The sequence below is a fragment of the Alteromonas sp. CNT1-28 genome (genome assembly GCF_022348345.1).
Classification (GTDB): Bacteria; Pseudomonadota; Gammaproteobacteria; order Enterobacterales; family Alteromonadaceae; genus Alteromonas; species Alteromonas macleodii.
The window spans coordinates 203,127-227,158 of record NZ_JAKREZ010000001.1; the positions used below are offsets into that span (position 1 = coordinate 203,127).

General features: G+C 42.5%; 16 protein-coding genes. 10 read left to right on the forward strand and 6 right to left on the reverse strand.

Features of this window, described 5'->3' with window-relative positions; genetic code table 11:
• Nucleotide 1: 1 nt before the first annotated feature.
• Nucleotides 2–1,423, reverse strand: a complete 1,422-nt coding sequence (locus MHN02_RS00900; protein ID WP_061486779.1) for a diguanylate cyclase — start codon at nt 1,421–1,423, stop codon at nt 2–4.
• A 231-nt stretch (nt 1,424–1,654) separates the two neighbouring features.
• Here MHN02_RS00900 and glmU point away from each other — a divergent pair, with 231 nt between their 5' ends.
• The 4 genes from glmU to glmS all read left to right on the forward strand — a co-directional run bounded on the left by glmU (nt 1,655) and on the right by glmS (nt 7,188).
• A complete protein-coding gene (gene glmU, locus MHN02_RS00905; RefSeq protein ID WP_171337239.1) occupies nt 1,655–3,013 on the forward strand; it encodes a bifunctional UDP-N-acetylglucosamine diphosphorylase/glucosamine-1-phosphate N-acetyltransferase GlmU in 1,359 nt (452 codons plus the stop codon).
• 289 nt (nt 3,014–3,302) lie between these two features.
• A complete protein-coding gene (locus tag MHN02_RS00910) occupies nt 3,303–4,343 on the forward strand; it encodes a Gfo/Idh/MocA family oxidoreductase (protein WP_039221615.1) in 1,041 nt (346 codons plus the stop codon).
• 197 nt (nt 4,344–4,540) lie between these two features.
• Nucleotides 4,541–5,353 carry a DeoR family transcriptional regulator gene (locus MHN02_RS00915; RefSeq protein WP_014977723.1) on the forward strand — a complete coding sequence of 271 codons (813 nt, stop codon included), beginning with the start codon at nt 4,541–4,543 and terminating at the stop codon, nt 5,351–5,353.
• Between the two features lie 2 nt (nt 5,354–5,355).
• A complete protein-coding gene (glmS, locus tag MHN02_RS00920) occupies nt 5,356–7,188 on the forward strand; it encodes a glutamine--fructose-6-phosphate transaminase (isomerizing) (RefSeq protein WP_014951234.1) in 1,833 nt (610 codons plus the stop codon).
• Between the two features lie 164 nt (nt 7,189–7,352).
• Here the strand turns inward: glmS and MHN02_RS00925 are convergent, their stop codons facing one another.
• Genes MHN02_RS00925 through MHN02_RS00935 form a run of 3 tightly spaced genes read right to left on the reverse strand, consistent with a single transcriptional unit; the run spans nt 7,353 to nt 13,025 of the window.
• Complete coding sequence (locus tag MHN02_RS00925) at nt 7,353–8,981, reverse strand: response regulator receiver domain (protein WP_239244144.1); 1,629 nt, start codon at nt 8,979–8,981, stop codon at nt 7,353–7,355.
• Nucleotides 8,982–8,986: 5 nt separating this feature from the next.
• Nucleotides 8,987–11,959 carry an ATP-binding protein gene (locus tag MHN02_RS00930; protein WP_239244146.1) on the reverse strand — a complete coding sequence of 991 codons (2,973 nt, stop codon included), beginning with the start codon at nt 11,957–11,959 and terminating at the stop codon, nt 8,987–8,989.
• Nucleotides 11,946–13,025, reverse strand: coding sequence for a DNA cytosine methyltransferase (locus tag MHN02_RS00935; protein ID WP_239244148.1), 1,080 nt, complete (start codon nt 13,023–13,025; stop codon nt 11,946–11,948). The genes MHN02_RS00930 and MHN02_RS00935 overlap by 14 nt, the downstream gene beginning before the upstream one ends.
• A 449-nt stretch (nt 13,026–13,474) precedes the next feature.
• Between MHN02_RS00935 and MHN02_RS00940 the strand changes: the two genes are divergently transcribed.
• From MHN02_RS00940 to MHN02_RS00955, 4 genes are all read left to right on the forward strand, one after another.
• A complete protein-coding gene (locus MHN02_RS00940; protein ID WP_069945164.1) occupies nt 13,475–14,461 on the forward strand; it encodes an LLM class flavin-dependent oxidoreductase in 987 nt (328 codons plus the stop codon).
• Nucleotides 14,462–14,585: 124 nt separating this feature from the next.
• Nucleotides 14,586–15,608 carry an ABC transporter substrate binding protein gene (locus tag MHN02_RS00945; protein ID WP_156078990.1) on the forward strand — a complete coding sequence of 341 codons (1,023 nt, stop codon included), beginning with the start codon at nt 14,586–14,588 and terminating at the stop codon, nt 15,606–15,608.
• Between the two features lie 19 nt (nt 15,609–15,627).
• Nucleotides 15,628–17,553 (forward strand): ATP-binding protein, encoded by a 1,926-nt coding sequence (locus MHN02_RS00950; RefSeq protein ID WP_239244150.1) that lies wholly within the window; start codon nt 15,628–15,630, stop codon nt 17,551–17,553.
• 104 nt (nt 17,554–17,657) lie between these two features.
• Complete coding sequence (locus MHN02_RS00955) at nt 17,658–18,734, forward strand: GGDEF domain-containing protein (protein WP_156078988.1); 1,077 nt, start codon at nt 17,658–17,660, stop codon at nt 18,732–18,734.
• A 26-nt stretch (nt 18,735–18,760) separates the two neighbouring features.
• Here MHN02_RS00955 and MHN02_RS00960 read toward each other — a convergent pair whose 3' ends face one another.
• On the reverse strand, nt 18,761–19,759 hold the full coding sequence (locus MHN02_RS00960) for an NADP-dependent oxidoreductase (RefSeq protein ID WP_239244152.1): 999 nt from the start codon (nt 19,757–19,759) through the stop codon (nt 18,761–18,763).
• Nucleotides 19,760–20,146: 387 nt separating this feature from the next.
• Here MHN02_RS00960 and MHN02_RS00965 point away from each other — a divergent pair, with 387 nt between their 5' ends.
• A complete protein-coding gene (locus tag MHN02_RS00965) occupies nt 20,147–21,505 on the forward strand; it encodes an outer membrane protein transport protein (protein WP_014951198.1) in 1,359 nt (452 codons plus the stop codon).
• A gap of 127 nt (nt 21,506–21,632) precedes the next feature.
• On the opposite strand, the gene MHN02_RS00970 is transcribed toward MHN02_RS00965, so the two are convergent.
• A complete protein-coding gene (locus MHN02_RS00970) occupies nt 21,633–22,517 on the reverse strand; it encodes a LysR family transcriptional regulator (protein ID WP_239244154.1) in 885 nt (294 codons plus the stop codon).
• 314 nt (nt 22,518–22,831) lie between these two features.
• Between MHN02_RS00970 and MHN02_RS00975 the strand changes: the two genes are divergently transcribed.
• Nucleotides 22,832–23,842 carry a 5'-methylthioadenosine/S-adenosylhomocysteine nucleosidase gene (locus tag MHN02_RS00975; protein WP_239244156.1) on the forward strand — a complete coding sequence of 337 codons (1,011 nt, stop codon included), beginning with the start codon at nt 22,832–22,834 and terminating at the stop codon, nt 23,840–23,842.
• The last annotated feature ends 190 nt before the right edge of the window (nt 23,843–24,032 follow it).

The following is a 24,032-nucleotide window of genomic DNA, read 5'->3' on the forward strand; positions in this document are numbered from 1 at the left end:
GCTAGTCAATCAGCTGCATTCTTACTAAATTGCTGCCGTCGCGCTTGGCTTGATAAAGCGCGTCTTCCGCGTGCGCTGTTACTTCGTGCATAGCGCGCGGTGACGCAGTGTAAGAAATACCAATAGAAGCGGTAATCACAATTTCCGGTAACTCTTGCAATGGTGAAAGCGTAGCTATGCCATGTCGAAGGTTTTGCGCTATATCAAAGGCTACATGGGGGCCCGTGTGTGGCAACAAGATTATAAACTCTGCGCTACTCCATCTACCCAATATATCCTGGTCGCGCATATGTTCAGCTAAGTAAGAGACCACTTTATCAAGAATGTCATCTCCCGCATTACGGCCGTGGGCGTCTACAATATCTGAAAATTCGTCAACGCTTAGCAACATTACGCTGAGTGATTTGTGCTCGGCTAACAGCGTTTTATAAATAAGCTGCAAGTTATCTTTTTCAGGAAGTCGGTTGCTGTGACGTACCACCAAGTCTGGCTGCATATCTTTTCTGAAATAGTACAGTAGATTGTAGATAAGTAAGAACAGCGAGAAGACAACAACCAGCAGCGTTACCACGCTAAAAATAAACGCTTGAGAAATCTCTGCTTGGCGGTCTTCAAGCGGACTTAAAAGAAACACAGTCCAACCAAATTGATTCAGCTTAACTTCCGCAATCAGAAAGTCTTTTTGGTCAATAGTGACCAGCTTGTTATTCAGCGCCTGCTCGCTTTGAATTGTTACTGGCAAACTCGCGTACCAAGGCAACTCGGACAAGTTGGTGAATTCTGAGTAAGAGGCGATAAGACTTGGATCTGAAGACAACATAATATCGCCTTCACTATCCACGAATAAGAAGTCATAGCCGTATTCTTGTTTGTAGGTATCGAACACTTCGATAAAGCTGCGCAGGCTTTTTCCTACACCGAAAAAACCTAAAAAGCGGCCATTTTTGTCGTGAATTTTAATATCAATATAAAAGTGTGTGTCTTCCCATTTACCAATATCGGCAACGGCATCAGCGGGATAATCGCGATATTTGAAGTACCAGCTTACTTCACCTTCGATAAGGTTGATAATACTGCCGTCAGAATTATATTGCTTTCTGTCTGCCTCGCTGGCGATAAAGAAAGATAAACCAAACTCATTTTCAAGGCGATCCAATGTCTTAAAAACAGCATCTTGATCAATTGTTTCTCCATCCATCAAGTCTACCAACTCAGTGGAATGCCCTAATGCTTCAGAAATATGTAGAGGCTTAAGAAGTTGCTCGACGATAAGCGATATTGCAGGCGACAGTGACTGCTGCTGTGCGCGACTTTGTTCGGCAACGATTTTTGAAATACTGAAATGAACCAGTGTCACAATAGCGATAACCACTACCGCAAATAACACCAGAATACTTCTATGTAGTGTACGAAATGTGTTCACAGACTGCGCATGCTCCCTTGCCTGACTGAACCTAACCTAAGTGTTGAGTATACCTGTTGCAATAATGAACTACTAGGCGGTTTCTTTTAACTTAGACTAAATAACGAAGAGCAAAAGCGCAATGTGAAGTCGTCCGGTCAGACCTCAAAGTGAATCAATCGCTGACATATTGTTGGGCCTTGGTTACACTATACTCCGATTTTCATTCTCTTTGCGAAATAAAGGAATTATATGGCTTTCTCAGTGGTTGTATTAGCAGCGGGTAAAGGTACCCGTATGAAATCGTCGTTACCGAAGGTATTACACAAAGTAGCTGGTGTGCCTATGGTGCAGCGCATTATCAACACAGTAAAATCACTGGGTGCTGACAATATTCATTTGGTCTACGGCCATGGCGGCGACCAGCTAAAGGCAACGGTTGTTGAAGACAATCTAAACTGGTGCTTACAGGCCGAACAGTTAGGTACAGGCCACGCTGTTCAACAAGCTGCACCCCACATTAAAGATGATGAAGACGTGCTTGTACTTGTTGGCGACGCACCACTTATTCGCGAAGAAACACTAAGTGCATTAAAAGCAGCAAAGGAAAGCTGTGATTTAGCACTGCTCACTGTAAATTTAGACGACCCCACAGGTATGGGCCGCATTATTCGCGAAAATGACAATATTACCGCGATAGTCGAGCACAAAGACGCCACTGATGCTCAGCGTGAAATCAAAGAAATTAACACTGGCATGATGATGATGTCTGGCGCTGATCTTAAGCGCTGGTTGGGTGAGTTAAGCAATGATAACGCGCAAGGCGAGTATTATCTTACCGACGTTATTGCCATGGCAGCGGCCGAAGGCAAGCGAATTCAGTCAGCACAGCCACAGTCTGCGGTAGAAGTGGAAGGCGTTAATAATCGTTTGCAGTTAGCTAACCTAGAACGCGCGCTTCAGCGTCGCCAAGCCAAAGAGCTAATGACCAATGGCGTAACCTTGCTGGACCCCGCTCGCTTTGACCTACGTGGTCAGCTTGAAACCGGTAACGACGTCATTATCGACGTTAACGTTATTGTTGAAGGTAAGGTGACACTTGGTAGCAACGTCAACATTGGTGCAAACTGTATTCTGCGCAACTGTACTATTGCCGATAACGCTGTAATTGAAGCTAATTCTATTGTTGAAGAAGCCAGTGTGGGTGAAGCCTGTACGGTCGGGCCTTTCGCTCGACTACGCCCAGGTGCAGTAATGCAGAAAAATGCCAAAGTGGGTAACTTCGTTGAAATGAAGAAGGCTATTTTAGGTGAAGGCGCCAAAGCGAATCACTTAACCTACCTTGGCGACGCTGAAGTGGGTGCTAAAGCGAACATTGGCGCAGGCACAATTACCTGTAACTACGACGGTGTGAACAAGTCCAAAACCGTCATCGGCGAAAATGCCTTTATCGGCTCAAACTCGTCGCTTGTCGCGCCTGTAAACATTGGCAAAGGGGCTACGGTAGGTGCTGGTTCCGTGATCACGTCAACCGTAGACGAAGACGCGCTAGCCGTTGCCCGCGGTAAGCAGCGCAATATTCCAAATTGGCCGCGCCCGACCAAAAAATAAAGACGTACCCTAATTAAAGCTCGCTAACGGGTTATATGATGAGATAGGGCTGGCAAACACAAATAGTGATTAGCTAGCCCAGTTTCTTCTTTAGTCCTATCAAAATATCGCCCAGTCAGAAAGATGACAAAATCAGAGGGCTTGAATTAACGTCCACTGTGTCGCTGTAAACGCAACTCATTCAGCTATCTGTCTTCTAAATAATGAACCATCTGAGGTTTCCCCTATCTATCATTACTGATAGTGTGTGTTTACTTACCTCTTGATTCTTTTTAAATAAGGATATGCGATGATATCTACCCTTCTGGTTGGCTTTGGATTTTCCGCCACAACCTTTCATTTGCCATTTCTAAATTATCTACCGCAGTTCTCTGTCGATGTGGTTATCTCTTCAAAACCTGATGTGGTTAACGCAGTTTTACCCCATGCTGAAGTGTATGGCTCGTTGGAAGAAGCGCTTAAAATTCACGATGTAGACTTGGTGGTTATTACAACCCCAAATCACCTTCATGGGCCACAGGCGAAACTGGCATTAGAGCACAGTTGTCACGTATTGGTAGAAAAGCCATTTACATTAGATAGTGAAGAAGCAGAAGCTTTAGTAGAGCTTGCACATTCTCAAAATAAACAGCTTTGTGTTTATCACAACAGACGTTTTGATGGCGATTTTCTTACGATTAAGCAGCTAATTAACGATGGAAAACTTGGCGACATTAAACGTTTGGAAAGCCGCTTCGATCGATTTCGCCCGGTACCACGAGACAGGTGGCGTGAAAATGCAGGGCCAGGAAGCGGTATCTTCTGGGATTTGGGTCCCCACTTAATCGACCAAGCGCTACAGCTTTTCGGCGAGCCGGAAGAAGTGTCGGCAAACATACAGGCCTTGCGTGAAAATGGGCAGTCAGACGACACGTTCGATGTAACTCTTCACTATGTTGATAAAGTTGTAAAACTAGGTAGTTCAGCCTTTCAGGGAGGAGCAACATTGCGCTACGACTTGCAAGGCACAAAAGGCAGCTTTCGAAAGTTCTATTTAGATCCGCAAGAAGATCAATTGCGTGGAGAGCTATCCTTTGATGATGAACACTGGGCGATTACAAAAGATAACGAGCATGGCGTGCTAGCTGTGGTCAATGAAAGCGGCCAGCTAGTTGAAGAGACGGTGACAACATTGAAGGGTGAATATCTCACGTTTTTCAATCGCCTTGCTCACGCTATTGAAGACGGTAAATTCTCGCCGGCTGACGCAAGTACGGTCGTACCTGTTATCAAAGTCATTGAGCTAGCCATAAAAGCGAGTGCTCAAAAGAAATCGCTGGCGTTTAATTAAACAATTACCTTGATCGTCGTTTCAATTTAACTTACGATACTTTCACTTTAAAACTAATATCTTTCGTTTTGAAAGTTATGGTTGAATGTTGAAGATGTGTTTGCGGACTGTTTTGCAGACTTTTCATGGCTTGTTCTCAATTGGAACAAGGCGTACAGGAAGGTTTAGCGAGAAGGCAGCAAGAGCATGAGGTTATATTGAAAAGTAGTAAATCAGTTGAACAGCGCCGCCAGCAGATAGTGGCGTGGGTGAAAGAGCATGGTCAATCACAAGTTGAAGATTTGGCTGTGCGTTTTGCTACGTCTGAAGTCACCATTAGAAAAGATCTCGCAGCCCTTTCGCAGCAAGGTTTACTGATTCGACAGTTTGGTGGCGCAGTGCCTGTACCATCATCTACCAACTCAAATGCTGGGCCATCTCAGTTTATTACCAGTGACCCTTTCGCGAATTCAACTACTAGCCCAGCAATTAACGCTATAGGCCAACTTGCAGCGAGCTTGGTCAAACCGGGCAATAAGCTCGTTATAGACTGCGGGTCTACCACCGCATCCATCTTACCCCATTTATCACATGCCGATGATTTAGTGGTAATGACCAACACATTATCAACCGCCAATTACCTTACCCAAAGTGAAAAAGAGCCGACGGTGTTAATGGTAGGGGGCACATGGGATGCCCAATCTCAGTCGTTTCAAGGCGCTATGGCTGAACAGTTGGTTAGTGCCTATAGTTTTGACTTTGCGTTTATTGGTGCCGCGGGCATAGATGTCAATAGAGGCACCACCACCTTTAACGAGCTTATTGGTGTAACCCGCGCCATGGCTGTGGCGGCGAGTAAGGTGGTTATAGTAGCCAGCTCAAAGAAATTAACGCATAAAATGCCTAACCTAGAGCTAAGCTGGAAAAACATTTCTGTTTTGATCACTGATGAAGGCATTTGTGAACAAGACAAACTTAATATTGAAAATCAGGGCGTGACAGTACTTATTGCAGCGCCGAGTGGAGAATAATTATGTGTGGAATAGTTGGCGCTGTAGCTGAGCGTAACGTGGTTGAAATCCTATTAGAAGGTTTAAAAAGACTGGAGTATCGCGGCTATGATTCAGCTGGCGTAGCGCTATTGCAAGGCGACGGCACGCTTACGCGTATTCGCCGTACAGGCAAAGTACAAGAGCTTGCTGATGCGGTGGCAGAAGGTGAAGCTTTGGGTACAACTGGAATTGCTCATACCCGTTGGGCAACGCACGGTGGTGTGACTGAAGCGAATGCGCACCCACACTTTTCAACTGAACGTGTAGCTGTTGTTCACAATGGTATTATTGAAAACTACGTTAACTTAAAAGCACAGTTAAAAGAGCAGGGCTATACCTTTACCAGCGACACCGACACAGAAACTATTGCTCACACCGTACACGAAGAGCTTAAGTCAGGTAAGACTTTACTAGACGCTGTGCAAAGTGCCGTTAAAACCTTCCACGGTGCGTATGGCACCGTCATCATGGATAAAGAAGATCCTAGTCGCGTAGTGGTTGCACGTTCGGGCAGCCCGCTTGTAATTGGTTTGGGGCTTGGCGAAAACTTCATTGCGTCAGATCAAATGGCATTATTGCCAGTGACACGCCGCTTTATCTTTTTAGAAGAAGGCGATGTGGCAGAGATTACTCGTCGCGACGTTAAAATCTTCGATAAAGACGGCAATGCCGTTGAACGCGAAGTGATTGAGTCGAATATCGAGCACGACGCGGGTGACAAAGCGGGTTACCGCCACTACATGCTTAAGGAAATTCACGAGCAGCCAACCGTTGTTCGTAATGCGCTTAAAGATCGTATTGACGAAAACGGACTTACTGCTGACATATTTGGTAAAGGTGCTGACGAGATATTCAAAAAAGTACAGCATGTACAAATTATTGCCTGTGGTACCAGCTACCATGCGGGTATGACGGCGCGCTATTGGCTAGAACAATATGCAAATGTGTCGTGCAACGTAGAAATTGCATCAGAATTCCGTTACCGCAAGTCAGTAGTGCACCCAAACAGCCTGCTTATTACTATCTCTCAATCAGGTGAGACAGCCGATACGTTAGCTGCCCTTCGCTTAGCAAAAGAGCTGGGCTATATGTCTAGTTTGACTATCTGTAACGTTCAGGGTTCGTCATTAGTACGCGAGTCAGACCTTGCATTTATGACCCGCGCTGGCGCGGAAATTGGCGTTGCGTCTACCAAAGCTTTCACTACTCAGCTCACTGCGTTCTTAATGCTTACCCTAGCACTGGGCAAAGAAAACGGCATGACAGACGCTGACAGCAAAGCTATTGTCTCTGCGCTTCATAGTCTGCCTGCAAAGCTTGAAGAGACCTTAGCGATAACTGGTGGCATTGAAGATTTAGCTGAAGAATTTGCAGATAAGAACCACAGCTTGTTCCTAGGTCGTGGCGATCAATACCCTATTGCCATGGAAGGAGCGCTTAAGCTTAAAGAGATTTCTTATATTCATGCGGAAGCGTATGCGTCTGGTGAATTGAAACACGGCCCACTTGCGCTTATTGATGACGAAATGCCCGTTATTGTGGTTGCACCGAACAACGAACTCCTCGAGAAGCTAAAGTCGAACGTTGAAGAAGTACGTGCCCGTGGCGGCATCATGTACGTATTTGCGGATAAAGATGCGGCGTTTGAAGGTGATGAAACCATGCGCGTTATCAACGTACCGCACTGCGACGAACCAATCGCACCTATCATTTATACCTTGCCACTACAGCTTTTGAGCTACTACGTAGCGCTAATTAAGGGCACCGACGTTGACCAGCCGCGTAACTTGGCGAAGTCGGTTACGGTGGAATAAAGTACACTGCTGAAGCACTTATGTGCACGTTAAATAATGTTCGAAACAGTGTTTAATGTGCGCAACAAATATTAAAGTCAGAAACTTATAAGTTCGCTACAGTTTTAGAGTTCAAAACAAAACGGTCACATCTAGTGACCGTTTTAAATTAGGTTTTTAGAGTATTATCTTTTGCTTAGTCTAACCCATTCAGGCTCATCCAAACCTACACGAGATAAACCAGAGCTGTAATCATCTACGATTCTTTGAGCATAGAGCTCTTTTAGCTCAAATAAATATTCAAAACTCTCTATTCCATCCTCCATTTGATGAAACTGTTTGAATATAAGAGAGTCTTGATCTCTTTCAGCTCTTACCGAGCCATCATCAGAAGCTAAAAACTTAATTGTCTTTAAGTCATAGGTTTTTCGGTTTAAGTAGAGTTTTTCTCCATTTGGTGTAATGAAATCAAATGGACTATTATGATCAACTAAATCCAAAGATATGAACAGGAACCTCCGTATATCACCATTCGCGATTCTCACTGAATCACAACGCTGTTGGATACAAACGAAATACTTCCCATCATGAGTACTTTTGACGACGGTACCCAAACTTAGAAAAGGAATATAACCTTGATTATGAATTAGGTTCTTATGTTGACAAAGTTTCGCATACTCTTGGTGTGCCCCATATCCTTGAGAATCAGAGAAAATATCAAAAGCGTAGGCTTTGTAGTTTTTCCCTACATTACCCTTAGACAGGTTGTTCAATTCACCTAGAGTATTAACAAACTTTTCTTTAACATCACTACATGAGCTCAATAAATCGAGTGCATTTTGTACAGATACAGAGAAAGTTTTCTCTTCAAGTTCACCAGATTTGGATCTGCTAGGTTGTTCTTGAGCTTGTAAGTTATCCTCTAGCCATATGCTAATAAGCTCTGTATCAAGTAAACTATTTGCATCATTAGCACGTAATATTGATACAAATGTATCGCCTATGAGGTCAACTAATAATTCATTGGCGTCATGGTTGTTAATTAATAGAGATTGATTTGCCAAATATGCGTAATCAAGATTTTTTGAGAAGACATTTATAATTTGAAAACTATTCTCTCTTATAGCTGCCAAAGCTTTTAAAGCAAAGTTTGATAACAAGCCGTTGGTCATCTCTGCGAATTCAGAGTTAATAAATTCAGGGAGTTCTTCGTAAGTAACTGACTTTTCAATTAGCTCTGGGGCATGCTGTCCACGGTTGAGACCTCCATTGGACTTAGCTCGAACTAATATTTTACAACTATGAGAATTAATGCTGCATTCGTCATATTGATTGATCGAAAACCCGTCAATACCTGCGCCCTGCAAGCTTTGTAATATACTAGCTGCTATTGCTTGTAGTTCAGGGTTTCCTGTGTAGATGACAATTAACTTTAAGCTATTTTGACTACTCTTTGATTCTAATAATTTATTTATTATTTGTTTAGTGTAATGACCGTTATGGTCGTCAACTACAGCATCTTCTTCATCATCAAGTTCTTCAGAATCTTCAATGTCGATGATAATTCGCCAGTCAAGAACTACCACGTCGGCTTTTTGAGCTATTTCTGTAAAAAGGTGTATGTCATTCTCAACTTCTGGTTGGAAAACAGAACAAACCTTCTTGTTATGAGCAAACGACTTAACTACTGACTTCACATCAAAGTCATGATTTATATCTGCTTGATCTGTTGTGCCGTACGCTTTGTCGTCGAGAAATACTACAGTCTGTAGGAATTCATTTGCAATTTCGTTAGATTTATCCCTGAAACTCATTATTCTTAGTCCATTTTAGCTATTTTAAACGTTACGGTGGCATCTTTTCTTGGCTCAGCTAATAACAACTTGTAACCCGCAGTTTCTAGAACTTCATTACTTATATGCAGGCCCATACCTCTTCCATTTTCTTTTCGACTAAATCCTAATTGAAAAATTTTGTTTTTGTCTTGTTGAGGGATTTCTAACCCATTGTTTGAAACATACACTGACCCATCATCTTCAGCGTGGAGTCTAATAGTTTTATTAGAAATGCCACTTTCATTTAACCAGTGGATAGCATTGTCAATCAAGTTAACAAACACTGGATAAAAAGAAGAGCGGTAGCCATTTATGCTACCTTTTGCAAAGCCGTTTGTATGATTAAAAGCGATTTCATGCCGCGCAAATCTACTGCCAAATAAGTCTTTTAGGAAAGCTTTTATTTCGAGCAGTTTTATGCTCTCGGATTTGCGTGAAAGTCTTCTGTTTAGTGGCGTGAACAAATTCAAGTATCCATCGAGATGCTCGAAATTAATTTTTATATTCTTGTAAACACCTTCTAGGTCTTGATTTACATCAGACCAGGCCTTTAAATCTTTCAAGCTAGAGCGAACAGATCTAACTGTGCTGTTAAACTCATGATGAATAATACTTACAGCTAAGCCTAATTGACTTAATTCTACATCCGTATGGATTTTTTCTTTCAGCTCTTCTAATTCTTCGCCTAAAGCACTCGTTATTTGTTCGTTTGTTATATAGTTATTATCTTCATCTTTTTCCCAATAGATACCTTCTAGCTGCCTAATTATGGTATCTAATATATTTGTATTTCTTTCACTTACTGAGGTTATTTCATCCGATAACTCTTTTCGTTTTGCAACTAAATCAATATCAGCTTCATTATCAATTGATATAGTTTTAAATCTATCTTTTACTTGTCTAATTTGGTCGTCTAGGTCTACCATCAGCTCTGTAGTTAGCTCTTTTACTCTTTTTGTTATCTCATTGGCTGACTCTGTGGCTGTATTCTTTTTAAGAGCATTGATTGCTTTTGCTTCTTGCGATATAAAATCAACAGCCTTTTCTAAACGCTTTCTTTTACTGATAGATATTTGTAACTTCTTAACTGTTTCATCAACCAGTTCATCAATTTTTTTTATTGTTTTAGAGAATAAATTTTCTTCTAATAGATCAAATTCACTGAGATAAGCTTCATAGTCTGATTTTAGTTCACCTCTCACAAGGAAACCTCTTGGTGTTGGAACAATAATAGACTTCCTGTAATCATTAAGCTTTTGTCTGGTTTCTGATTCAGTATCTATTATCTTTTGACTAGCTAGATCATGATCTTTAATAGAATATATAGTATTAAACCCTTGAGCAGCTTCTGTAAAAATAGCTCCAACTTCTTGTTCAATAAGACCTGCTTGGTTATCAGAGAAAAATTTATTTAAAGCTTTTTCAAATCGCTCTTTTTTCGCTCTAGCCCTCTTATTTTGCTTTTCTAGGGCTTTATGAGATGCCTCTATTTCTGCTCTTTTATTAGCCCAAACTTCTGCTTTAGGGCTTGCATTTATATCTTCTCTGAAAAAATCTGTTGCCAGCTGAGTGAGGAAATTTATAAGTATATTTCTGAATTGACGGTACGCTTTATCTTCAATGAAACCTTCTCGCCCAGCTTTTTCTTTAAGTTTGAAGTTATCTTCTTGCTTTAGATTAATGACACCGAACATTCTGCGATAAGAAAAAAATGCGGAGCCAGCATGCTTTGATCTTCTTTTTTCAACGTCTAAATAATCAACATCGGAATTACCGTACGGAAGGATACGTATATTATCCTTGTATACATATAGCCCTCCAAATTTATCCGCTTTTGCACTTATCCTCGCAAAATCTTCATTATTTAATATAGTCTGAGTCTTTTTGCCTTGAACATAAGCTAGATTAATTTCAAATGGACCACAGCTAGTTTTGTTAAAGTTGTTACCGGTCCAATTTACTATATGTTCATATGTTTTTTCTTGGTAAACCTTAATTGTACCTTTGAACTGTCCAAACTCATCGAAATGGCCCTTAAAGTGGTGGTCTGCAACTTCGAAGTCATCTACAGTGAAGAATTGTTCTTTGTCAATAACATCGACGTAAGTGCCATCATTTACCCTGTAATCTCTAAATACGATATCTAAAATTGGCTTCGGGTGATCAGGGGTCATTGTATTGTGGAAACCCATGAGCATTTTTTCTATTTTGGTGGCTTCTTTACCAACGGATGAACCATCTAAATCAAATTTCAGTGTTTCATCGACAGGAGATACGAAAAAATAGGTTCCACTAGATTGGTAATCAGTAAGATCATTGCTGCGGTTTAGTTTATGATGTAGGTCAGATGGAACAGCGTTAAACGCTTTTATTGTTGATCCTATATTCATATATTCTGCATCAGTGATATCGTCTTGTGCTAGCAGCTTATCCAAAGACTCTATCAATTCCTCTTTCATTGAATCTATTATCAATTTATTTGGCAACTCTGTAAGAGTTCTAATAGGGATAACAATATCTTCTAAATTCAGACCTGGCAGCTCAAAAATTTGCCAATTTATTAGGGCGGCTGTGACTTCTTCCTGATTCTTAGCCTTGGTAACTATTAATACTTGTTTACCGATTGAAGCAATAGCTAATCGTCCTATGCCTTTCTCTCCCATTGCAACCCGCTTGGGTTTAGAAGGATCGGTTGGTGGTGGACTTGATTTTCTGTGTATCACTTTGGATTCAGTGCCAAGTGTAAGCCAACGAGTTTCAAAGTCCTCTTTTGACATACCTACGCCATCATCTCTCAACACAAAAAGATCATTTATTCTGAAATAATCAATATCAACATTATCGGCATATGCATCGTGAGCGTTTTTAAGTAACTCATTTATTGCTGTTGGTATACCCGCAATTTGCTGCCTGCCTAATAAATCTAGTGCTCTTGCTCGTGTTTTAAAGTTTGCCATTGCTGTTCTCTATAATCGCTAGTGCGATTCTCCTTGAATATTCAGGTGGGACTGCATTTCCTATTTGTCTGGCTATTGCTTCCATACTGGTGCCGTGAAATTCAAATGATTTAGGAAATGACTGTAACGTTGCTCCCTCCCTTAACGATAAAGCTCGATTTTCTTCTGGGTGAACAAATCTACCATTTGAAACACTGAAAAACTTGGTCGTTATAGTAGGCGATGGTTTATCCCACCACAGACGACCGAATGTATCTTTAAAAGAATTATCTTTTCCTACAAAGCAAGGTAGCTGTAGTTCTGGGTCATCAGCAAACCCCAGTCTATCCCCACCATTCTTTTTGATCTTTTTAAGTCTTTTAAGAGTTTTCGGTGTGATTTTGGCAACACTGTGCTTGAAGCTAGAGTTATCTACATGCCCAGCTTCCACTTTAGGAAATCCATTAGCTTCGCCAATAACATCTGAAACATTTAGCTTATCTGAGCATATTTTAGGTACCACCTCTTGATTGCCAACTCTACTCGCTATAAGTGTAAATCTTCTTCTATTTTGCGGTACTCCAAAATCATTTGTATTGTGAATCTCAAAATGAACAACATAGCCATCTTCCTTTAACCATTGGATGAAAGTCTCTAAACCGCTTTCTTTTTTTCTTCGAAGTACACCAGGAACATTTTCTACAACCACATAACCTGGACGTAAGAACTTAACAAACCGTTCAAATTCAACTAAAAGACTTTTAGATTGTTCAGACTTTTTCTTGTCCGTATTTATTATGCTCCAGTACTGACAAGGGCTACATCCGATTAAAATTAAATCTTTATCATTACGTTTTAATTTTAAATCTTTAGATAACTTTTTCTCATTTAATTCGAAAACATCACAATTAATGAATTTGGCATCTTTAATATTTGCTAAATAGGTTTTTTCACAAGCTGGTTCATAATCGATACCTGCGATTACTTTTACTCCTGCCGTCTGCATTCCATAACTCATTCCTCCACCACCACAGAAGAAATCGACAGCCTTTAAGGTTCTAGTGGCTTTATTATGTTTTTCATCCATTAAATTTTATCTACCTTTAAACCTGCTTTAATAACCTAGAAATTATTTTTTCAACTTATTGAGTCTTTTCGCCATGTGGGCGTTAATTCAATGTCTAAAGAGCTCACCTAGAGGTGGATTCAATAAATGACATATAGCTAAATTTGGATTTTTTATTTGCGATTCATTGCTAAACAAAGGTAAGTGAGCTGCCACAAATAGTGCCAAAGTTTGATAAGAGCTACATGTATTTTATTTTCCAACTACGATATCAGATTGATGCCTACCTAGGCGAATAATTCAGGTATTGAGCGAGAGAAAAGAACCACTCATCAGTATAGCATTGTTGCAAGGGTAGGTAAGCATGTTGTAATCATGCTACACATTATTTTATGTAGTAACACCGTTGTTAAACGGGAAGTAAGTTTATATTTTTAAGCTATCACCAAGTTTCAACATTGCGAGGCAACATGGCTATCCCATACTCACTGCTAGATTTAGCGCCAATATCTGAAGGGTTTGGCGTAAAAGACGCGTTAAACAATTCAAAGTTAATGGCTGTGGAAGCTGAGCGCTGTGGCTATGAACGTGTGTGGTTAGCAGAGCATCACGGCATGCATGGTGTTGCCAGTTCTGCCACTTCAGTAGTGTTAACGCACATTGCTAACGCCACCGCTACCATTAAAGTTGGTGCGGGCGGTATTATGCTGCCTAACCATGCACCTTTGGTCATTGCTGAACAGTTTGGCACCTTGGCTGAATTATTTCCCAATCGCATAGAGCTTGGACTTGGCCGTGCACCAGGCACTGATATGGCAACCGCACGCGCGCTTCGTCGTAATTTGCAAAGCGATGTGGACAGTTACCCAGAAGATATTCAGGAACTTCAGCACTACTTGGGTACACCGCAAGACGGGCAGCCGATTGTTGCAGTTCCAGGGGCGAATACCCACGTGCCCTTGTGGTTACTTGGTTCTAGCTTGTACAGTGCACAGGTGGCGGCAAAGATGGGGCTGCCATATTCGTTCGCCTCGCATTTTGCGCCCGATGCGCTATTCGATGCGCTTCATGTGTACCGCAATATGTTCAAACCGTCGCCTCAGTTATCAGCGCCAAAAGCAATGGCTGGGGTAATGGTGGTGATTGCTGAAACCGATGAAGAGGCTGAACTCCTATTCACGTCAGTGAAGCAGCAATTTATGAACATGCGACGTGGTCTTAATAGGCCTTTCGCTAAGCCTATGCCTAACTTTGACGAATATTGTACGGCGACTGACGAAGCAATGTTATCGAATGTATTGAGGTATGCGTTGGTAGGGTCGAAAGAAACGGTGCAAAACAAGCTAGCTCAGTTTGTTGAAGCGACGGGGGTTGATGAAATTATCGTGTCGATGCCGATTTACGATATAGAAGCGCGCCTGTTTAGTGTTAACGCATTTGCGGAAATCGCATCTTAGTTTTAAGAAAGCTATTCCCAGTATTGAATATTTGGTTATAACTTCCACTATGAATGACCTTCGAATAACTTTATGATACGTCTATATGTGCGTATTTTCAGTTAGTTGTGTTAGGTTCACAGTCATGACAAAGGTCTGGTTTTCCCTTCTTTTAGCTTTATCATCTTTGATGTGGGGCGCTAGTGCTGCTTTTGCGAAAGAAACCCTGGACCTAATTGTTCTTGAAACACTGCCTGTTCCCATTGTCGCTGATTCGCGGGCCGAGTTCGAAAAGGAACTTGCGCGGATTATGCCCGATCACGAGATTAACGTAACATCGTATAACGCCGAAGGCTCTGAAGTTCGTGCTAAGGAGATACTTACCGAGCTTGCACAAAACCCAGCGCCTGACCTTATTGTATCGGTGGCGACCCTTGCCACCAGAGCGCTGAATGCGTCTGAAGAGTTTGTTGATGTACCTAAGCTGTTTATGGCGGTCTCAGCACCGGTTGAAGAAGGAATAGTTTCTGCTATTGGTGCGGTTAGTGAACGCAACATGACGGGCGAGTCACACGTGCTAGACGCAAAGGTAAAGCTAGATATGTTAGAGGGCGTGCTCAGAGCGTCTAAGCCCTCATCGCTTTTTACCATCGGTCTAGTCCATTCTACATACCCATCGTCAAGCAACTTGGTTAATCAACTTCTGGCACTGAATGATGACTACGAGAACATAAATCTTGTTGCTGTTAGTACACCGTATATAGAAGGCGATGATGGACTGGTTGAAATGACTGACAGCATCATCAACAGCTTGCAGCAAAAAACAAACGAGCTGGATGGTTACTGGCTTTCATCTGGGCCGCTCGCGGAATCGAATGGCTTAGTAACAAAGGTAAAAGAAGCTACGGGACTGCTTCCTTTATTTGCAGAAAGCATTTCCTCTGTGAAAGAAGGTGCGCTTCTTGGCGTAGTATCTGAGCCAGCGAGTATTGGCAAATCAGCTGCAAGAAAAGCCAAGCTAATTCTTGAGAAAAAATCGGCGAGGGACATTCCCGTTGATAAAATGGATACGTACACTGTAGCGGTAAATGTGTCTACAGCAATCAAACTGCAGTTACCCATTCCTTCAAATTACTTGAAGCTGTCGAAAAAACATGTGTATCAATAAGGCCTAATTAGAAGTAAGTATGCGGATTAAATCGAAACTGCTGGTTATCTACATTCCAATTTTATTAATTGGTATGGCACTTACAGGGTATTGGGCTTATTTGACGGCGTACGATTCAGTACGCGAAAGAGAATATCAGCTCCTCACTCAGACGCTTACATTAAACGTTTTAGAGATCATTGACGAAAGACGTGAACTGCTTATTGAGTCGGGCCTAGAGAATGTGCCTGTGTTTCGCGAGGCCTATCAAAAGGAAGTGTTTGAAGAGCTAAAGTCGTTGCAGCAAGCCACCGACCGCCACTTTGCGATCAGTGACAAGAGTGCCGATACTGTGGTGTTTAGTACGATGGAGCACACTGTGGTTCCTAATGTCGAAGATGCGACAATCGCAACCATTGCCAGTCGTAAGGTCGCCTTTGGTGAGTCGAATATTAACGATGCTGACGTGTTATTTGCGTGTGCGGAATTTGCGCCATGGAATTGGAAAGTTACCGTATTACAGCCTGCTGACGCACTGCAATCTTTCCTATCTACTATTGCGTGGCTAACGTCATTAGTGACGCTATTTGCTGTCGTTATTGTCAGTTTGCTTATGGGAAGAGTCACACAGGTGTTTGTTGTTTCTCCTATCGAAAAAATAAAATCAGCAGCAAGTCGCATTGCGGTTGACCATAAGAAGGTCAGTATAGACTTACAGCAAAACGACGAGTTAGGTAGTTTAGCGCGAGACGTTGAGGCAATGTCTGGTGAAATAGAGCAATACGTTGCTCAAGCTCAGCAAGCAAACCGCGCAAAAACGGATTTTCTTGCAGTAATGAGTCATGAAATTCGCACCCCACTGAACGGTATTCAGGGATTAGCAACGCTACTTCTTGATACGCAACTGTCGGATAAACAGCATCAGTATGCCAGCGATTTGAAATCATCGGCGTCTATTCTAGCGACCGTTATCAACGATGTTCTGGATCTCTCAAAAATTGAATCAGGTATGTCAGAAGTTGACGTTACAGAGTTCGATCTTGACGCAATGCTGAATGACCTTATTACGCTACTGGGTACCAATGCTAGCGCCAATAGTACGCGTTTGGTTTACAAAAGTAAGAACATGGAATCGGTGGCAGTAACCAGTGATATTACGAAGTTACGCCAGATAATCATTAACTTGGTGAGTAACGCAATTAAGTTTACTCATAAGGGCACGGTGACTATTTCCGCCAAACTCAAACAGCCTTCACAGGATACCGTGAGCGAGAACCATTTGGTAATTGCGGTTAAAGATACCGGTATTGGTATTGAGCCAGACAGACTCGAGCATATTTTTGATAAGTTTACGCAGTCCGATTCATCAATTACGCGTAAATACGGTGGCACTGGGCTAGGTCTTGCTATTGCAAAGCAGCTTGCACAAATATTAGGTGGTGATATTAAGGTGGTGAGCAAAGTAGGCGAAGGTTCATGTTTCACCGTTACCGCCAAGGTGCAGAGTCGTCGCGTGGTGGAGTCGTCGGCCGATTCGGATTCCGTGCGACAAGCAGAGCGCGCTAGCTTACCAGAAGGTATTAAAGTTCTGTTGGCTGAAGATAATGCCATTAATGCTGTGGTAGCACAGGCACTCTTAGAACAGCTGAAATGTGATGTTGAGCACGTTGATAATGGACTGAAAGCCTCTGCACGAGTAGAAGAGGGCGGTATTGATGTTGTTTTCATGGATGTGCACATGCCAGTGATGGACGGCATTGAAGCGACAAAACGCATTCGAAAGCTTGATGGAGAGCTTAGCAAAACCCCAGTTATAGGACTTACCGCCGAAGCATTCAAAGAGCGGCACGTGTCATTTAAAGAAGCAGGGATGGACGACATCGTTACCAAACCTGTCACCGTTGAGGCACTGCAAGAAAGTTTGTCAAAACTGGCGCTTAATCAGGAAGTCACTGATAATAGTTAAAGTGATGCAGCCTCAGTAATTTGAAGTTGTAAGAGCCCGTGGGTGATTTCACCATGGGCTAATATATAAATGCTTTAACAGTAACTTATTGCTTAAGGTGGCGTGTGCAAATCAATAAACCCCGCGAGCTACTTCGGCTGAGAATTGCGCTGATCATTGGTGCTGTACTTGTGCTTGCCTTTATGGCTGCTGACTTGATGCTACTACCAAGCAGCATGTACGAGCTGTACATATTCGATCGCTTACTTCTTCAATTCCCTATTATACTCGTCGTTGTTGTACTCTCCTTCTGGCGCAGGTTCATTCAGCATCGAGCCTACATTTTCGCAGGGTTACTTATTGCGCTTTCTTACAGCAACTACTGGTTAATATGGGTTTGCTGGGAAGAGCACAGCTTCATTTTCCCCTACGAGGGCACAATTTTATATGCTTTCTTCTGTGTGTTTGCGCTGGGTATTGCCTTTAAATTAGCGCTAGCAGCCAACGTCATCAACATTCTGGGTTTTTTGGGGTTAATGTGGGTTGCGCCGGTTTATGGTGACAGAGTTCCAATTTCAATGGCATTTGTATCTGGGTCTTTGTTTATTTGTGTCTATGCCCGTTATCGGTTAGATCGCAGCGTACGCATGTTAAAAGAAACCAATGACAGGCTACTTAAACTTAGCAAATTTGACCCCTTATCTGATTTATTGAATCGGCGTGCGTTACGAGAGCAGAGTGAAAAACTGTTGGCGTTGAGTAAGCGTCATAAAGTGTCGATGGCTGTGATGATGCTCGACTTAGATGATTTTAAAAAATATAACGACTGTTTTGGTCATCAGCAGGGTGATGAAGCCATAAAAATACAAGCCCGCATTATGAAGCAGGTCTTTAAGCGAGAGACAGACATATTAGGTCGGTACGGTGGCGAAGAGTTTATTGTTGTATTGAGCGACATTCAGAAAGAACAAGTTGAGAAGCACTGTGATGCACTCTTGAATAAGTGGACAGAAGTCGCATTAGAACATGCTCAAGATGCAAAGCATCCTTTAATGAGTTGTTCCATTGGTGTGGTGTTTGCCAAGTCGGCCGAGAACATGTCAATCGATTGCCTTATTGACGAAGCAGATAAAGCACTTTACGAAGCAAAAGAAAAAGGCAAAGCCCAGTTTGTATTAAATCAGGCGCAGTGCTTAGCCTAACACTGCGCTTTTTTTTCACGATTGGCTTACAGCTTCACAATCATCTTGCCGGTGTTCTTGCCTTCAAATAACATATTTAGGCCTTTCTCGGCGTTCTCTAAGCCTTCCACAGTGTGTGCACGGTACTTGATTTTACCTTGTTGAACATAAAGCGAAAGCTTTTGCAGTAGTTGTGGGATTTCACCCCAGTGATCAGGCATAGCAAAACCGCGAATGTTAATTCGCTTTTTAATCAGCGGGATCCAGTTCGGGCCCGGTGACGGCTTTTCAGACTGGTAATCGGCAATCATTCCACATACCACAATTCGGCCATGGGCATTCATTCTGTTAAAAATGTGCTGCTGAATAGGACCGCCCGTATTTTCAAAGAAGACGTCTATTTTATTTGGTGTTAGTTCGGCTAACTTTTCTTCTAAATTGTCGGTTTTGTAGTTTATAGCGCCATCAAACCCAAGCTCGTTAACAATCCAATCGGCTTTGTCTTCGCTTCCTACTACGCCAATTACACGCAGCCCGTCTGCTTTAGCAAGCTGACCTACAATTGAGCCTACAGAACCTGCTGCACCCGTAACAATAAGTGTCTCACCTTCTTTGGGCTGGCCAAAATTATATAAACCTGTTGTGGCCGTTAGGCCTGGTAGTGCAAAAACACAAAGGGCCATTTCCTCAGTAATGCCAGGCTGAAGTTTGTTAAAACCAGAACCGTCACTGAGCACATATTCACTCCAGCCAGTCATTCCCATAACTTTGTCGCCTACCGAAAAATTAGGGTTGTTAGACTCAACCACTTCGCCCACACCGCTTGAGCGCATTACATCGCCAAGCTCCACAGGTGGAATATAACTCTCTCTGTCTTCACTCATCCAACCTAACATCGCAGGGTCTAAAGACATGTGAGTTTGCTTTATCAAAATTTGACCGTCTTTAGGCGTGGGAATTTCGAGCTCTTTGCTTTCAAATAAATGTGGCCCAATTTTTCTGTCATGGGGGCGATTAACGAGTGTAATTGCTTTGTATGTTGACATGGTGTCCTCCTGTTACAAGCACAAATGGTCGACGTCTTATCGAATGTAAAAGCGCATCGCTAAACACGGTTACATCTGCGCTGTTTAAAATAGGGTGGGGGTTATAGACATAAACACAACCTATAACACAGCTTGTTTATAAATTTGAGTGAAACCTTTTTGCATTTCCAATAGGTGTTAGTGATAGTTAATTAAAATGGCGTTAACAAGATTGAGATCTTTTGTTAACGTCGTTTTATCAAAGTTGTTTATAAATGCGTCGAAGTTGTAGCTATAATTGTAAAAAATGCGATAAAAGTGCGTAAATGGCGTTTACTTGCATTGAACAAAAGTACTCAGATCCGTAGAATGCCCGATGCAATTTTCCCCTTTTACAATGAGTATCTTATGAAGCAACAGTTTTCTTTACGTGCCTCAGTTTGCTTAGCGCTTGCTACCTTAGCCTCTTCTTCTGCGCTGGCAGCTGGTTTCCAAGTTAATGAACACAGTGCAAACGGTCTAGGCCGTGCCATGGCTGGTCAAGCGGCTAAGCCAGAGAATGCCTCCATTTTAGCAACTAACCCTGCAGCGATTGGTGTATTTAAAGAAGCTGAGTTCAGTGCATCAGTAAGCTTTATCGATCCGAATGTTGATATCGATGGTGATGTTAGCTATGCGTTAGGCGAAGCCCCAGTTGGCCAACCTATGCCAGCAGCAGAAGACAACATTGCAGATACTGCTTTTGTTCCAGGATTCTTTTATGTAAGCCCAATTAATGAAAAGCTATCTGCTGGTGTAGGTGTATTCACAACCTACGGTCTTCGTTCAGATTACTCTGATGATTTTGGTGCGCTGCATTTTGCTGACACAGCTGAAGTAAAAACGGTAACCCTAAACCCTGCTGTATCTTATAAAGTGAATAAGCAGCTTATGGTAGGTTTTGGTTTAAACATCACTTACGCTGAAGCTGAAATTGGTTCTGGTGTATCAAACACGCTAGCGGGCACTGTTGCAGGCCTAGCGCCAACAGCAGAAGCATTAGGTATTACATTGCCTACGCTTACTCCTGGCAATTCACTGTTTAGCATGGAAGGTGACGATTGGGGCTATGGTTGGAACGCTGGTATTTTCTGGCAACCAACTGATATGACTAATGTTGCGCTTTCATACCGTGCAGAAACGAAACTAGAACTTGAAGGCGCGGTATCTTCAGAGACGCCAGTGTTTCCTATCAACTTAAACCAGCCTGGTAGTCTAGATTTGAACCTTGCTGCGATTACAGAGCTAGCGATTGATCAAAAAATTGACAATCAGTGGTCTGTACAAGCAAGTGTTACTTTCACTGACTGGAGTACGTTTGAGAAGCTTGAAGCTAACCTAGAAGACGGCATCGATTTCCTAATTAAAGAAGAGAATTTCGACGACTCATGGCGTGCAGCGCTTGGTGTAACTTACATCCTAAACGATGAAATTACCCTTCGTGCTGGCTATGCTTATGATGACGGTGTGGTATCGGTAGAAAACCGCTCACTAAGTATCCCAGATACAGACCGTCATTGGTTCTCTGGTGGTATGACTTACACGGTTAGCGAAGATACATCAATAGACGTGGCTTACGTATTCATAGATGGCCGTGAAGCGAATATCGACAAAGATAGAACGATTCTAAGCAATGTTCTTCCTGGTACTGACTTTACTACTAACTTCTCTGGCACACAGTCAGCTACTGCGCACATTCTAAGTGTTCAAATGAACACTCGCTTCTAATTTCAAAGAAGCCAAGTTAAATAAGAAAGGCAGCGTATTTACGCTGCCTTTTTGGTAATGACCTATGCACACTGGTATAACGTCGCATTTTTTATGTGCGATGGGGTTCTTGTGCGCTGTTTAACGACTAAATTTGCGCAAATAAATCTTGAAGACATGTAATTGCTGCGCCGATTTTTGCAGGCATTAGCTCCCTTTTCGGTGTAACCGCATAAACCGTATAATCTGGTAACTCCCAGTCAGTGAAGAGCTGCTTCATTTCACCAGACTTTAATAGATGTCTCACTTCTGGTTCGGGAAGAACCGCATAGCCAACACTATCTTGAGTAAGTTTAATCAATGTCTGCATTGAGTTGACATCAATGCGTTGTGTATCCAATTCATACTCGCCTTCGCTTTCGTGCTTCATGACGTATTCTTCAATATGTCTGTGAGCAATGTATGTATGCGCGTTAAGCGCTTCAGGCGAAGTCAGAGTTTCGTTTGCAAGTGGATGGTCTGCAGAGACACATAAAATGCGCTTCCAGGTCGCGAGTACCAAACTGCTGAAATTTGTATCTGAGACTGGGGCGAAGCAAAGAACAAGATCGGCACTGGAAGCGATAATGTCTTTAGGCTCGTCAGTTACGGTTAAAGAAATAGTTATTTTAGGAAATTCTTCACAAAGCTTTTTCAGTGGCTCGCTTAACAGTCCTCCGCCAAAACCCTCCGGCGCGATGATGTTTATTTTACCTGTGGGATCATCCTGCAGACTTTCAATTTTTTGCTGGGCAAGTTCTGCGTTTTGTAGCATTTGCTTACTGGTTTCGTAATAGATGCGCCCTGCTTCCGTTAGGCTCAAACTTCGGGTATTTCGGTTAAAAAGGCTAAGGCCGATATCGTGTTCTAGCTTTCTTAACTGCTGACTAATAGCAGAGACAGTCATGTGCAGCTCTCTCGCAGCTACACTCATGCTGCCGCTATCGGTTACTGCAACAAAAACCTGAAGAGAGCGAAGTAATTTAGTATTCATGGCGCTTAGTTAATCCTTTTTATTGGCCGCAGTATCTTGACTGTTCATTTGTAGCAAATTAACGACGGAAATAGTCGAATTCTACCGTATTTTAACGTTGATGAACGCTTTTGAAGCAGGTCTTTACGCAATGCTTACATTGAAAAGTTATGCATTCTCTTCGCATTTGTAGCTAAAAGTAATTTTGGAGCTCGCCTTGTTTTAAAGATGTTTTCTTTATGTTTTTAAATGGTAAATTATTGAAATCCAGCGTTTCTTTGCCCGATTAAAGTGCTAGTTTAACTATTCACTAACTATGCAGCTGAGAATCGCGAATGAAACAGTTTACTTTGATGATTATTGTTCTGCTCTCCACCTCGTGGATGGGCGGTTGTACTTCTACTAAAACGTCCGTTGGCGCTTCATACGGGCCCGCCGCGTTCTCACAGCCTGCGTTTACTGCTGTTACCGTAGCCTACGCACCCGAAATGCAGGGTATCCTTAACCGTATTGAGCAAGATCCCAATGCATCCATTCACACAACCACAACCATCAAAGGCGTTACGTATCGCATGGGTACCTATCACGACGAGCCAATATTAATATTCGCGACTGGAATGAGCATTGCAAACGCTGCTATGACTATGCAGATGGCGTTGGATTACTTTCCGGTTAAGCAAGTGGTTTACATGGGGATTGCAGGAGCAGTTAACCCAAAATGGCAACCGGGTGACGTCATTGTTCCGGCGCGTTGGTACTACCATGATGAGAGTGTGTACACCAATGAAGATCCGAATGCTCCGGGGGAATACATACTGCCTGAATATTATGCAAAGTTCATTGAAGAGCAAGATGAACGCCGCGCTAAAGATCCTCACACACCAAAATATAAGCCCTTTCACTTCATTCATCCTGACGAAGTACTTATTGTGAAAGAGGGTATGGATAAACCACAAGACACTGCCTATTTCAGCGCGACACCGCGTCTTTTAACTGCGGCGAAACAAGCTATGAGCACTATGCCAACGCAGCGTGTGCTTGGTGAGCGGGATGCCGAGCTCTTTGTAGGCGGAAATGGTATTACCGGGTCTGTCTTTATGGATAACCGCGAGTATAGAAAGTGGACAAGAGACGTGTTCAATGCCGAAGTAACTGAGATGGAGTCAGCCGCAATAGGTCAAGTATGTACCGTTAACGACGTTGACTGGATTATTGTTCGAGCTATTAGTGATTTGGCTGGCGGTCAAGAAGGCGTTAACGTAGAGAACAAGTACGACGATGAAGTGTCGCGAATTGGCGCTAACGTTCTGTTTTCTGTATTAGATACACTCGCTGAGGACGAGTAGTCGATAGTATGGCAAACATTGAGGCAACGTTGCTTCTTTGCATATGAATGTTAGTTTCAAAACTAAGCCAATCGCGACAGCCTAAAAATAAGTAGGCGGATAGAGAAGGTAAACAGTACGCGCTATCCGCCTTTCTTAGGTGCTTCTAACGCTATTAATTGAACGCCAGCGAGCAAGCCGTTGTCGATAC